Origin of the sequence: Pseudomonas sp. CFBP13508, assembly GCF_005233515.1 — a bacterium.
GTDB lineage: Bacteria > Pseudomonadota > Gammaproteobacteria > Pseudomonadales > Pseudomonadaceae > Aquipseudomonas > Aquipseudomonas mercuritolerans.
The window spans coordinates 104,820-116,798 of sequence record NZ_QFZZ01000004.1 but is presented as its reverse complement, the minus strand read 5'-3'; the positions used below and the strand labels follow the sequence as shown (position 1 = coordinate 116,798).

Sequence of the window (11,979 nt, the reverse complement as noted above, 5' to 3'; positions counted from 1 at the left end):
CGATCAATCTTCCTTGTCTTTGACTAACTCGCCGGTATCGGCCTTCAGGTGCAGCTCGCGCGCCACGCCCTCGACCGTCAGCAATTCGACTTCGTAAATGTACACGTCGTGTTTTTCTTCCAGCTCGACTTCCAGCAGCTTGGCGCCGGGGTAGCGATCCATGGCCTGCTGCAGCACTTGCTCCAGCGGCAGGATCACGCCATCGCGACGCAGGGCCAGCGCCTCGTCCTGATCGAGGTCGCGAGCCATGGCCGTGCTGCACAACAACACCAGCGCCAGCGCCGTGAGGCGGGTGGCGCGACTATTCAGCTTCATTACGTATCCTGATGATCCCTGAGCACTTCACCATCGACCGCGTTCAGTTCCAGATCCCACTTCAGCCCTTTCGGGTCGCGCAGTTCGATCTGGTAAATGAACTTGCCGTACTCTTCCTCCAGCTCGGTTTCGGTGATTTCCGAACCGGGGTGTTTTTCCAGCGCGATGGCGTTGAGCTTCTCGAAGGAGACGATAGTACCAGCGTCGCGCAAACGAAGCGCTTCGTCGGGTCCGAGATCGCGCGCCAGCGCAGTGTTGGCGCCAAGGCCGAGGATCGAGGCAGTGGTCAGGGCAGTCAGGGTTTTCATGGGTGTCTCCGAATTCTTATATGTTGCTTACGGTGGGCACCATAGCGGGGTCAACTTAACTGAAACTGAATGGCCATCATTGTGCCCCATTGCTGGCAAGGTCCCCTGTGGGAGCGAGCCTGCTCGCGAAGGCGCAGTGTCAGCCGCAACGATGTTTCTGACCCACCGCTTTCGCGAGCAGGCTCGCTCCCACACTGGTTTGCGTCTGCCCCCCTTGTGGGGCAGGCTCACTCCTACATGGGCCTGCAACATGTGCTTATAATCGCCAGCTTGCTAACGATCGAGACCGGTATGACCGCCATCCACATCAAGTTTCCCGCCCTCACTCTCAAGGCCGGCCCGCGGGCCATGGCGCGGATTCGTGCGCAGGGATTGCACGCCGCTGACGTCGGCACCCTGCCCGGTGCGGCCGGTGGGCCGAAGGCGTTGGGGATTCAGGGGCTCGATCTGGCGTTGTTCGGCGAGTGGCTGCCGAGTGCGCCGCGTGAGCGTTCGCTGATCGGCGCCTCGGTGGGTTCCTGGCGCTTCGCCAGCGCCTGCCTGCCGGACGCCGCCGAAGGCATTCGCCGCCTCGGCCAGCTGTACGCCGAGCAGAATTTCAACAAAGGCGTGACCATGGCCGAGATCAGCCAGAGCTCGCAGCGCATGCTCAATGACCTGCTCGACGGCCGCGATGCGAGCATCCTCGAAAACCCCGATTACCGACTGAACATCATGGTGGTGAAAAGCCAAGGCCGCCTCGCCGAGGATCATCGCGGGCGCCTCGGTCTGGCGCTGGGTTCGGTGATCGCCGACAACCTGCGCGGTCGTGCGCGGCTGTCGCGGCACTTCGAACGGCTGATCATCCACGATCCGCGCCTGGCCCCGCCGCTTGATGCCTTGACCGATTTCCCTTCACGCTTCGTTGCCCTCAACACCGGCAACCTGCGCCAGGCCCTGCTCGCGTCCGGGTCGATCCCGATGGTCATGGAAGGCGTGCGCTACCTGCCCGGCGCCGGTGCCGGTACGTTCCGCGACGGCGGTTTGCTCGACTACCACCTCGACCTGCCCTACAGCGGCGACGGCATCGTGCTCTATCCGCATTTCACCGATCGGGTGATTCCCGGCTGGTTCGACAAGACCCTGCCCTGGCGCCGCGCTTCGGTGCAGCGTCTGCAGGATGTGCTGCTGGTCGCGCCGTCGAAGGAATATCTGGCGCGCCTGCCCTACGGCAAACTGCCCGATCGCAACGACTTCAAACGCTTCATGGGCGATGCGCCGAGCCGGCAGAAATACTGGCACACGGCGATGGACGAGAGCCGCCGACTGGGCGACGAATTCCTCGAACTGACGGCCAACGGTCGCCTCGCCGAGCGCTTGCTGACCCTTTAGTCAGCACGGCCAAAGACAAGCTGATAAACTCGCCGCCTGCCCGAATCGCTGCGGCGAACGCCATCTGAACAGAGCCGAAAATACCGTGGAAATCTTCAAAGAGTTTACTTTCGAATCCGCCCACCGCCTGCCGCACGTCCCGGACGGCCACAAGTGCGGACGCCTGCACGGTCACTCGTTCAAGGTCGCGCTGCACCTGAGCGGCGACCTCGATCCGCACACTGGCTGGATTCGCGATTTCTCCGAGATCAAAGCGATTTTCAAGCCGCTGTATGAGCGTCTCGACCACAACTACCTGAACGACATTCCCGGCCTGGAAAACCCGACCAGCGAAGTGCTGGCCAAATTCATCTGGAACGAGATGAAGCCATTGCTGCCGGAACTCAGCGCGATCCGCATTCATGAGACGTGCACCAGCGGCTGCATTTATCGCGGCGAATAAGCAACACACTTCTCCCCGCCCCTGTGGGAGCGAGCCTGCTCGCGAAAGCGTCGTTCCAGTCAATTTATTCGGTGACTGACACTCCGTATTCGCGAGCAGGCTCGCTCCCACAAGAGTCCGGCGCCAGGTTTGACTCATCTGCCGTGCACATCACAGGCTCGCTCCCACATTGGGCTCCTGGTGCATTAAGTGCACTGCTTTCGCGCTGAAAACCCCAGTCGCGTCTCCACATTCGGTCACTTGCGTCGCTTGGCACGACCGCTGCAACCCTTCTGCGTCTTCCCCTTCCAGCAAGGACTGCCCCATGACGCAGAACGCCTCCGGCAACGATTACCCGCTCAGTGAAGTCCCCATGCACGCGCGCAAAGGCCTGGCCTCGACGGCGATGGTGTTACTGGGCTTCACGTTTTTCACCGCGACCATGTTTGCCGGCGGCAAGCTGGGGGTCGCGTTCGGTTTCGCCGAGATGATGGCGGTGATCATTGTCGGCAACCTGCTGCTCGGTCTGTACGCGGCAGGCTTGGGTTACATCGCCTTCAAGAGCGGCCTCAATTCAGTGCTGATGGGCCGCTTCTGTTTTGGCGAAGTCGGCAGCAAGCTCAGCGACCTGATCCTCGGCTTCACCCAGATCGGCTGGTACGCCTGGGGCACGGCAACGGCAGCGGTGGTGATCGGCAAGTATTTCAATCTCGATGAAAGCACCGTGCTGGTCCTGATGGTGCTGTTCGGTCTGGGCTTCTGCGCCACGGCGTACATCGGCTATCGCGGACTGGAAATTCTCTCGTACATCGCGGTGCCGGCGATGATGTTGCTGCTGATGCTGTCGATGTGGGCAGCGACCGTGAAGGTTGGCGGCTTCGAAGGCTTGCTCAGCGTGGTGCCGAGCGGTTCGCTGGACTGGTCGACAGCGATCACCCTGGTGTTCGGCACCTTCGTCAGCGGCGCGACCCAAGCCACCAACTGGACGCGATTTTCGCGCTCGGCAAAAGTGGCAGTGCTGGCCAGCCTGATCGGTTTTTTCATCGGCAACGGCCTGATGGTGCTGATCGGCGCATATGGCGCGATCGTCTATCAACAGCCGGATGTGGTTGAAGTGCTGCTGTTGCAGGGCTTCGCCATGGCCGCGATGGCCATGCTGTTGCTGAACATCTGGAGTACGCAGGACAACACCATCTACAACTTCGCCGTGGCCGGCTGCAACCTGCTGCGCACCGGTCGGCGCAAGACCGTGACCCTCGGTGGCGCGGTAATCGGCACGCTGCTCGCGCTACTGGGCATGTACGACATGCTGGTGCCGTATCTGATTCTGCTCGGCACGGTGATTCCGCCGATTGGCGGGGTGATCATGGCTGACTTCTTCTACCGCTGGCGCGGGCACTATCCGCGCCTGGCCGACGCACGGTTGCCGGCGTTCAACTGGCCGGGGCTCGGGGCCTACGGCGTTGGCACCGTCGCTGCGTTCAGTTCGCCCTGGGTCGCGCCGCTGGTAGGCATTGCCGCTGCCGCGCTAACGTATGTCATCGTCACCGGTGTGCTCGGCGCCCGTCGCGTCAGCGCACCACTACAAGACCTATAAAAGGATTTGCCTGATGCACATCATCAACGCCCGCCTGCGCAACCAGGAAGGCCTGCACGAATTGCACCTTGAAGACGGCCTGATCCACAGCATCGCCCGTCAGACCGAAGCGCCAACCCTCGGCCCGGATGACCTCGATGCCGGCGGCAATCTGGTGGTGCCGCCCTTCGTCGAGCCGCACATCCACCTCGACGCCACCCTCACCGCCGGCGAGCCGCGCTGGAACATGAGCGGCACGCTGTTCGAAGGCATCGAATGCTGGGGCGAGCGCAAGGTCACCATCACCGAAGAAGACACCAAGACTCGCGCCAAGAAGACCATTCAGGCCCTGGCCGCCCACGGTATTCAGCACGTGCGCACCCACGTCGACGTCACCGACCCGCAACTCACCGCGCTCAAGGCCATGCTCGAAGTGCGCGAGGAAAGCCGTCACCTGATTGACCTGCAAATCGTCGCGTTCCCGCAGGAAGGCATCGAGTCGTTCCGCAACGGTCGCGAGCTGATGGAAGAGGCGATCCGCATGGGCGCCGACGTGGTCGGCGGCATTCCGCATTTCGAATACACCCGCGATCAGGGCGTCAGCTCGGTGAAGTTTCTGATGGACCTGGCCGAGCGCACCGGCTGCCTGGTCGACGTGCACTGCGACGAGACTGACGATCCGCATTCACGTTTCCTCGAAGTGCTTGCCGAAGAAGCGCGCAGCCGCGACATGGGCGCCCGCGTCACCGCCAGCCACACCACGGCGATGGGCTCTTATGACAACGCCTACTGCGCCAAACTGTTCCGCCTGCTCGGCCATTCCGGGATCAGTTTTGTTTCCTGTCCGACCGAAAGCATTCACCTGCAAGGGCGTTTCGACAACTTCCCGAAACGCCGGGGCGTCACCCGCGTCAACGAACTACTCGAAGCCGGCATGAACGTGTGTTTCGGTCAGGATTCGATCGTCGACCCGTGGTATCCGCTGGGCAACGGCAACATCCTGCGCGTGCTTGAAGCCGGTCTGCACATCTGCCACATGCTCGGTTATCGCAACCTGCAAAGTGCGCTGGATCTGGTCACCGACAACAGCGCTAAAGCCATGCACCTGGGCGAGCGTTACGGACTGGAACAGGGCCGCCCGGCGAACCTGCTGATTCTCTCGGCGGACAGCGACTACGAAGTGATCCGCAGCCAAGGCCTGCCGCTGTATTCGATTCGCGGCGGCAAGGTGCTGATGAAGCGGCAGATGCCGGTGGTGGAGTTCAGCTGAGAATTGCGCTGAACCTGATGGGCCGAAAGCAAAACCTGTGGGAGCGAGCCTGCTCGCGAAAGCGCCATGCCAGGCGCCTCGATGTTGGATGTGCCGACCTCTTCGCGAGCAGGCTCGCTCTCACAGAAGATCCCAGCGATAGCGTCGGCGGAATCAAGCGATCAACCGCGCCGTGCCAAACAATCTGACGCGCAGCAACTCCCCTTGCGAAACCTCAAGCAAAACCGGTGCGGTGCCGCCGGGCATGACCACCCGCACTTCTCCCGCCTCGACCCAACCCACCCGCCACGCTGCACACGCGACCGCGCTGGCGCTAGTGCCGGATGACGCGGTTGGTCCCTCACCACGTTCGAATACCCGGGCGAGGATTTGCTGCGGCGAAGCCAGCGCGGACCATTGCAGATTGACGCCCGCCGGACAGGGATTTCCGGCACCGGTGGGCATGGCATAGGCGATTGCTGTAAGCCTTTCGTTCAGCGGTGATTCAAGCATCCGCTCGTTACTCGGCAACATGGCCGGATTGCTTAGCAGCGTCACGCAATGCGGATTGCCGATACGGAGGAATTGGCTGTGGCTCCAGTCAGGATCGAGTTGTGCCAGGGGCTGGACATGGCTGACGTCGCGATTGTTGAACTGAACGTTTTCAACCGTCTGCGCACCCACAGCCTCCGGGCCGAAGCCAGGCTGACCGAGGTCGAGCCAGAAACCGCGCACGCCTTCGACTTCGGCGGGTCTCACCGAGGTTTCCAGTGCCCCGCCTTTGTCATGATGAACGCGCAGCACGGCGCCCTGCTCCGCCATCAAGCCTTGCTCGGTCAATGCCTGAGAAAAAATCGTCAGGCCGTTACCACTGCGTTCGGCGAGACTGCCGTCGGTATTCACGATCAGCACATCGAACGGCGCAGCTGCCTGGAACGGGCCGATCAGCAGGCCGTCGCTGCGGTGGGGCTTACTGTTGGCCGGGCGCTGGCCTTCGGGCCAGTGACAGCACAAAGCGATGGCGGCCTCGCTCCATTGCTGCCTGGATACGGCGCACTCTACGGCCCTCGCTGGCAAAGCGATTCCGGCTTCGCGCAAGGTTTCGGGTGAGACCATTCCGTAGATATTGCCGCGTGCGTCGTAGAAGCTCGTCATGCCTTGTTCCCGTATTCCATGCTGGCGAAAATCCGACTGTAAACCGCAAACCAGTGTGGGAGCGAGCCTGCTCGCGAAGGCGGTGGGTCAGTCGACATTTCCATATTTGACCCACCGCTTTCGCGAGCAGGCTCGCTCCCACAGGGTAGGATGTCCACCGTTATGCCCCGAAAGGCCTGAGATCGAACCTCAACGCCGTCAGAATGTCACTCGGGATGCAGTTGTTTTTTTGCCAAGGATCGATATGACCAGCCTCAACCCCCAAGACACCTTCGTCCCCGGACGCCTGCAACAGATGTCCACCCGCGTCGCTTTTTTCATCGCTGGCCTCGGCATCGCCGCATGGGCGCCGCTGGTGCCGTACGCCAAGGCACGAGCCGGGCTGGATGAGGGCACGCTGGGATTACTGCTGCTGTGCCTGGGTGTCGGCTCGATTCTGGCGATGCCGCTGGCGGGGATTCTCGCCACGCGTTTTGGTTGCCGACGTGTGGCCACCGGCGGCACCTTGCTGATCTGCGCGGCATTGCCCCTGCTGGCGACGGTGTCGTCGATCCCGGCGCTGATCGCCACGTTGTTCATGTTCGGCGCCGGTCTCGGCACGGTGGATTCGACGGTGAACCTGCAAGCAGTGATCGTCGAGCGCGCCAGCGGCAAGCACATGATGTCGGGTTTCCACGGCCTGTTCAGCCTCGGCGGCATTGTCGGTGCGGCGGGCGTCAGTGCCCTGCTCGGCCTCGGGCTGACACCGCTGGCAGCGATGCTGGTCGTCGTCGTGTTGCTGATCGGCGCCTTGCTCAAGTGCGTGCCGCACATGTTGCCGTACGGCAGCGAAAGCTCCGGCCCGGCGTTCGCCATTCCCCATGGCATCGTGCTGTTTATCGGCGGCATGTGCTTTATCGTGTTCCTCACCGAAGGCGCCGCGCTGGACTGGAGCGCTGTGTTCCTCGCTCAGGAACGGGGGATCGACACGGCTTACGCGGGAATGGGTTACGCAGCGTTTGCCCTGACCATGACCGTCGGCCGTCTGCTCGGTGACCGCATCGTGCGTAAGCTCGGTGCGACACGGATCATTCTGTTCGGCGGGCTGTTGGCGGCGGCGGGGTTGTTTCTCGCCACCTTCGCGCCGAGCTGGCAAGCGGCGCTGGTCGGGTATGCGCTGGTCGGCGCCGGTTGCTCGAACATCGTGCCGGTGCTGTACACGGCGGTGGGCAAGCAGACGGTGATGCCGGAGAGCATCGCGGTACCGGCGATTACCACGCTGGGTTATGCCGGTATTCTCGCCGGGCCGGCGGTGATCGGTTTTGTCGCCCATGCCAGCAGCTTGAGTTTTGCCTTTGGCCTGATGGCGGTGTTGCTGGTGGCTGTGGCGATTGGCGGCAAAGTCCTCAAGGTCTAAAGCAAAAGATCGCAGCCTTCGGCAGCTCCTACATGGATTTGCGTTCCCCTGTAGGAGCTGCCGAAGGCTGCGATCTTTTGATCTTGTGTTTTAGAAACCGACGCTGGCCTGCACGAAGAACGTGCGCGGTGCGCCGACATACATCCCCGAGTTGTTGTCGCTGGAGCGGGTGAAGTACTGCTTGTCGAAGACGTTCTTCACCCCGGCACCGAGCTTGAGATTCGAGACCTGCGCGCCGAAGTCATAACCGCCGCGCACGTTCCAGGTCACGTAACCCGGGATGTCGCCGTACTGCCCGTCCGCCGTGCCTTCAGTGATGTAATTGCCGTTGAAGCTGCCATCCGCATTCACACCGGTGCCCGGCGAACGCTGTTTCGATTGGGCGAAGCCATCGATGTTGTACGTCCAGCGGTTGATCTCGTAACGCAATCCGACCGTGGCCACCTGCCGCGAATAGAACGGCAGATCGCGGCCCTTGAAGCCGGGGATCTCGCCTTCATAGGTGGCGCGGGTGTAGGTGAACCCGGCATTGGCGGTCAAACCATCGAGGCGCGGGTCGAGGGCCGCCATGTCGTAGTGCGCCGAGGCTTCGATGCCCTGGTGCTTGGTCGCGCCGAGGTTGGTCCAGCCGACGTCGTTGCTGATGTATTGCAGTTCGTCATCGAAGTCGATGTAGAACAGCGTCACCTCGCCGCCCCAGACATCATCGTTGTAACGCGTGCCGATCTCGTAGGTCTTGGCCTTTTCCGGCTCCAGACCGTTGGCGGTGCTGTCACCCGAACCGCCCTGGCCGAGCTGGAAATATTGCAGGCTGCCGAACGAAGTTTCGTAGTTGGCGAACAGCTTCCAGGCATCGGACAGGTGATACATCACGCTCAGCGCCGGCAGCGGTTCGTTGCTTTCGATGCTGCGGTTTTTCTCCTGGACCGGCCGGCCAGCGGTGTCGAGCACGGCGCGGTCGTGCCAATCGGTGCTGATGTGTTCGAAGCGAATGCCTGGGGTGATGGTCCAGTTGCCGACGTCGATCTTGTTGTCGACATACACCGAATTGGCCTCGGTGCCGCCGGTGCGATCCTGGAATACGTGGCCGTCAGAGGTCGGCGTGACTACTGGCTGGTTGTTGACCAGCGCCAGACGACTCGACTCTTCGTGCATCGCCTCTTTCAGATAGCGATAACCGACGCTGACTTCCTGAGTGGTCGGGCCGACATCGAACACCCGCGACACGCGCGGCTCGATGCCGAGGGTGTAGTAGGAACGCGGGTACGAGCTGAGGGTGCGCTGATCGCGCGCGGCGATGGTGCTGCCGCGAAAGCTGTCGGTGTAATAGGTGAGAATTTCTGCCTGAGTGCGCTCGTCGATCTGGCGGATCCACTTGAACGACACGTCTTTGCGCCGGCCTGTGAACTGGTCGTAGTCACGCACCGATTCGTACGGTTTGTCGTCGTACTGACGCTGGGTCAGGCCGCCGGGCATGTCGGCACTGGCGTCGTAATAGTGGAAATTGAGACTGAAATCGTCCTGATCGGTCGGCGCCCAGTGCGTCTTGAGCAGCACGTCGTCGATGTCGTTGCCGTTGTTGCGCTCGCGATAGCCGTGACCGTTGACGCCGGAATACAACAGCGCGACGCCCATGCCGTTGTCGGCGGTGCCGCCAAGAAATGCGGTGTCGATGTGTTTCCAGCCGCCGTACTGCGTGGTTTCCAGGGTGGTGCCGATTTCGCCGGTGGTTTTCTCCGGGATCGCGCGGGTCACGAAGTTGATCACGCCGCCGACGTTCTGCGGCCCGTAGCGCACGGAACCGGCGCCACGCACGACGTCGATGCTGTCGAGGTTGCCCGAGGAGATCGGCGCCATCGACAACTGCGGCTGGCCGTATGGCGCGAACGCCGCTGGCACGCCATCGATCAGTACGGTCGAGCGTGGCGACAGGCGCGAAGTCAGACCGCGAACACCGACGTTGAGGGAAATGTCGCTGCCGCCGGTGCCATTGGAGTCCTGGACCTGCACGCCGGGCACGCGTTTGAGCACGTCGCTGACGTTCATCGCGCCCTGCTCGACCATCGCTTCGCGGCGAATCACCGTACGTGCGCCGGGGTGGTTCTGCACCACCGCCGCGTCGGCGTCACCGAGCCAGTCGCCGACCACTTTGATGTCGGTCACGCCGAGCTCCAGCGGGCCGTTGCTGGCTGCGGAAGTGGCGGCTGGGGCGAGCGTCACCGAGCCTTCATTGATCTGATAATCGAGACCGCTGCCCTGCAACAGCTGACGCAAAGCCTGCTCTGGCGAAAGGTCGCCGTCGACCGCTGGCGCCTGTTTGCCGGCCACCAGTTCGGGGCTGAAAAACACCTGCAGCGAGGTTTGCTGGCCCAGCTCGCTCAAGGCCTGGCCCAGCGGTTGCGCGCGGATATGAATGGCTTCAGCGGCAAACGCCAACGGCATCGCGGCGCTGACCGCCAGCGCGAGAGCCAATGGCAACCAAGGGGATTTTTTATTGTGGTGGGTGGTGATGTTCACGTCGTACGGAGTCCTGTGGATCGCAAGAGTGTGCGGCTGTTAATGCAAACCAGTTGCAGTTGAACAGGTAGACGATGAACGGGGAAAAAACCTGAATGCTATCTGGAAATTATTTCCTGACTGCCATCGGCGAGGGTGCGCACCGTCACCGGCAGGATGCTCGGCAAGGCTTTGAGCAAGGCGTCGGTGTCGTCGGACTTGAACACGCTGGTCAGGCGCAGGCTGGCCACGTTCGGCTGGGATACGGTCAGCGGTTTGTCGCGATAGCGCGATACTTCCGCCGCTACTTCGCCGAGGCTGGCGTTGTTGAACACCAGTTTGCCGTTGCGCCATGCGGTCAGTTCCGCCGGGTTGACCGCGTAGGCCGGCAGGACTTTGCCCTGGGCATCGACCGCAGTGCCGAGGCCTGCGGTGAGGTTGATGAATTCGTTCTCCGGGGCAGCACTTCCCTGCACCTTCACCGTGCCCTGCTCCACCGCAACGCGGGTCTGCGTGGCATCGCGGCGCACATCGAAACGCGTACCGGTGACTGTGACCTTGCCGCTGCCGGCCTCGACCACGAACGGACGCGAGGCGTCGTGTTCAACGCTGAACATCGCCTCGCCCGCGCTCAATTCGATCAGCCGCCGATCCTGCTCATAACGCACCTGCAAGCGGCTGCGACTGTTCATATCGATCACCGAACCATCCGGCAACGCTACATGCTTGCGCTCGCCCGGCGCCGTGGCGAACTCGGCGCGGTATCCGCCCGGATGATTCAGCCCGCTGAACAGGCCAAGTCCCAGCGCCACGGTCAGAACACTCGCGGCCACGGCATAACGCAGCAACGGCCGGCGTTCGCGGCGAGGTGGCGAAGTTTCGGCAAGCGCCTTGAGGCGAGAAGTCGGCAGCAGATCAGCCGCGGTCCACAAGCCTTGCAGCAACTGGAATTCTTCGCGGTGCTGCGGATGCTCGTTCAGCCAGGCCTCGAAGCCTTGGCGTTGCTCGACGCTGACATCCGGCTCCTGCAGACGCACGAACCAGGCCGCCGCTTCGTCACGCACCGCCGTTTGCCCACAGGCGCAATCACCCGTTTCCATCATGGAATGTCCTGTCCGGCTGAGAATGAAAAGACGCGAGCGCTCATGATTGCAACCCATCCAGCCGCTCACGCAAATGCCGCAGGGTGCGGATCATATACTTTTCGACCATGTTCCTGGACAGCCCCAGGCGTTCGGCAATTTCCGCCTGAGTCAGGCCTTCGATCTTCTGCCAGACAAAAATCTTGCGGCAGTTGAGCGGCAATTCGGCAAGCGCGCGTTCGATGGAGTCGGCCAACTGGATCGCGCGCATGTAATGCTCCGGGTCGCCCGCTGACGACGCAGTGTCCTCGACCGCCTCCGACTCCATGGCGCCGCGCCGATCCTCACGCCGATACCCATCAACCGCGATGTTGCGCGCGGTCTGGTGCAAATACGCACGCGGCTGCTGCACCGCCGCCGAATCCGCCTCGAGCACCCGCACAAAGGTGTCGTGCGCCAGATCCTCGGCCTGCGCGCGATTGCGCAGGCGCCGAGTCCAGGTGCCGATCAACTCTTCGTAATGCTCGAAAAAGCCGGATCTGCGGGAGCGCATGGGGGATGGGCGGCGTGGTGAGAAAGGGGCGTGAATAGTAATGCTTCGTATTAATAC

The 11,979-nt window shown here is 62.3% G+C and carries 11 protein-coding genes and 1 pseudogene; 6 read left to right on the top strand and 6 right to left on the bottom strand.

Translation table 11 applies throughout. From position 1 onward, the window contains the following. Positions 1-3 precede the first annotated feature (3 nt). Both PspCFBP13508_RS12680 and PspCFBP13508_RS12675 read right to left on the bottom strand, forming a co-directional pair. Positions 4-315 carry a PepSY domain-containing protein gene (locus tag PspCFBP13508_RS12680; protein WP_016775413.1) on the bottom strand — a complete coding sequence of 104 codons (312 nt, stop codon included), beginning with the start codon at positions 313-315 and terminating at the stop codon, positions 4-6. Then, complete coding sequence (locus tag PspCFBP13508_RS12675) at positions 315-623, bottom strand: PepSY domain-containing protein (protein WP_016775414.1); 309 nt, start codon at positions 621-623, stop codon at positions 315-317. The genes PspCFBP13508_RS12680 and PspCFBP13508_RS12675 overlap by 1 nt, the downstream gene beginning before the upstream one ends. Positions 624-914: 291 nt before the next feature. Here PspCFBP13508_RS12675 and PspCFBP13508_RS12670 point away from each other — a divergent pair, with 291 nt between their 5' ends. The 5 genes and pseudogenes from PspCFBP13508_RS12670 (at position 915) to codA (ending at position 5,261) form a co-directional block, all read left to right on the top strand. Next, the gene (locus tag PspCFBP13508_RS12670; RefSeq protein WP_137214706.1) at positions 915-1,994 is read left to right on the top strand and encodes a patatin-like phospholipase family protein; all 1,080 of its coding nucleotides are present in this window, start codon (positions 915-917) and stop codon (positions 1,992-1,994) included. 85 nt (positions 1,995-2,079) lie between these two features. Beyond that, complete coding sequence (gene queD, locus PspCFBP13508_RS12665) at positions 2,080-2,436, top strand: 6-carboxytetrahydropterin synthase QueD (protein ID WP_007915588.1); 357 nt, start codon at positions 2,080-2,082, stop codon at positions 2,434-2,436. Next, a pseudogene (locus PspCFBP13508_RS27650) lies at positions 2,433-2,549 on the top strand (metal ABC transporter ATP-binding protein); the annotation flags it as partial. The gene queD and the pseudogene PspCFBP13508_RS27650, both read left to right, overlap by 4 nt. A gap of 191 nt (positions 2,550-2,740) precedes the next feature. Then, positions 2,741-4,012: a cytosine permease gene (gene codB, locus PspCFBP13508_RS12655; protein WP_056791386.1), complete on the top strand. Its 1,272-nt coding sequence runs from the start codon at positions 2,741-2,743 to the stop codon at positions 4,010-4,012. A gap of 13 nt (positions 4,013-4,025) precedes the next feature. Next, positions 4,026-5,261 carry a cytosine deaminase gene (gene codA / locus PspCFBP13508_RS12650; RefSeq protein WP_071172997.1) on the top strand — a complete coding sequence of 412 codons (1,236 nt, stop codon included), beginning with the start codon at positions 4,026-4,028 and terminating at the stop codon, positions 5,259-5,261. 153 nt (positions 5,262-5,414) lie between these two features. Here the strand turns inward: codA and PspCFBP13508_RS12645 are convergent, their stop codons facing one another. After that, complete coding sequence (locus PspCFBP13508_RS12645) at positions 5,415-6,395, bottom strand: diaminopimelate epimerase (RefSeq protein WP_137214705.1); 981 nt, start codon at positions 6,393-6,395, stop codon at positions 5,415-5,417. 244 nt (positions 6,396-6,639) lie between these two features. Between PspCFBP13508_RS12645 and PspCFBP13508_RS12640 the strand changes: the two genes are divergently transcribed. After that, positions 6,640-7,791 (top strand): MFS transporter, encoded by a 1,152-nt coding sequence (locus tag PspCFBP13508_RS12640; protein ID WP_101158826.1) that lies wholly within the window; start codon positions 6,640-6,642, stop codon positions 7,789-7,791. A gap of 90 nt (positions 7,792-7,881) precedes the next feature. On the opposite strand, the gene PspCFBP13508_RS12635 is transcribed toward PspCFBP13508_RS12640, so the two are convergent. The 3 genes from PspCFBP13508_RS12635 to PspCFBP13508_RS12625 form a co-directional block, all read right to left on the bottom strand. Continuing rightward, positions 7,882-10,308: a TonB-dependent receptor gene (locus tag PspCFBP13508_RS12635; protein ID WP_137214704.1), complete on the bottom strand. Its 2,427-nt coding sequence runs from the start codon at positions 10,306-10,308 to the stop codon at positions 7,882-7,884. Positions 10,309-10,406: 98 nt separating this feature from the next. Then, a complete protein-coding gene (locus PspCFBP13508_RS12630) occupies positions 10,407-11,390 on the bottom strand; it encodes a FecR family protein (protein ID WP_137214703.1) in 984 nt (327 codons plus the stop codon). A gap of 40 nt (positions 11,391-11,430) precedes the next feature. Beyond that, the gene (locus PspCFBP13508_RS12625; protein ID WP_130909825.1) at positions 11,431-11,922 is read right to left on the bottom strand and encodes a sigma-70 family RNA polymerase sigma factor; all 492 of its coding nucleotides are present in this window, start codon (positions 11,920-11,922) and stop codon (positions 11,431-11,433) included. Between the last annotated feature and the right edge of the window lie 57 nt (positions 11,923-11,979).

What these genes read in the sequence shown, in the direction of transcription:
- PspCFBP13508_RS12680 (WP_016775413.1), bottom strand. Translation starts at nt 315, where the DNA reads ATGAAGCTGAATAGTCGCGCCACCCGCCTCACGGCGCTGGCGCTGGTG.
- PspCFBP13508_RS12675 (WP_016775414.1), bottom strand. Translation starts at nt 623, where the DNA reads ATGAAAACCCTGACTGCCCTGACCACTGCCTCGATCCTCGGCCTTGGC.
- PspCFBP13508_RS12670 (WP_137214706.1), top strand. Translation starts at nt 915, where the DNA reads ATGACCGCCATCCACATCAAGTTTCCCGCCCTCACTCTCAAGGCCGGC.
- codB (WP_056791386.1), top strand. Translation starts at nt 2,741, where the DNA reads ATGACGCAGAACGCCTCCGGCAACGATTACCCGCTCAGTGAAGTCCCC.
- codA (WP_071172997.1), top strand. Translation starts at nt 4,026, where the DNA reads ATGCACATCATCAACGCCCGCCTGCGCAACCAGGAAGGCCTGCACGAA.
- PspCFBP13508_RS12645 (WP_137214705.1), bottom strand. Translation starts at nt 6,395, where the DNA reads ATGACGAGCTTCTACGACGCACGCGGCAATATCTACGGAATGGTCTCA.
- PspCFBP13508_RS12640 (WP_101158826.1), top strand. Translation starts at nt 6,640, where the DNA reads ATGACCAGCCTCAACCCCCAAGACACCTTCGTCCCCGGACGCCTGCAA.
- PspCFBP13508_RS12630 (WP_137214703.1), bottom strand. Translation starts at nt 11,390, where the DNA reads ATGATGGAAACGGGTGATTGCGCCTGTGGGCAAACGGCGGTGCGTGAC.
- PspCFBP13508_RS12625 (WP_130909825.1), bottom strand. Translation starts at nt 11,922, where the DNA reads ATGCGCTCCCGCAGATCCGGCTTTTTCGAGCATTACGAAGAGTTGATC.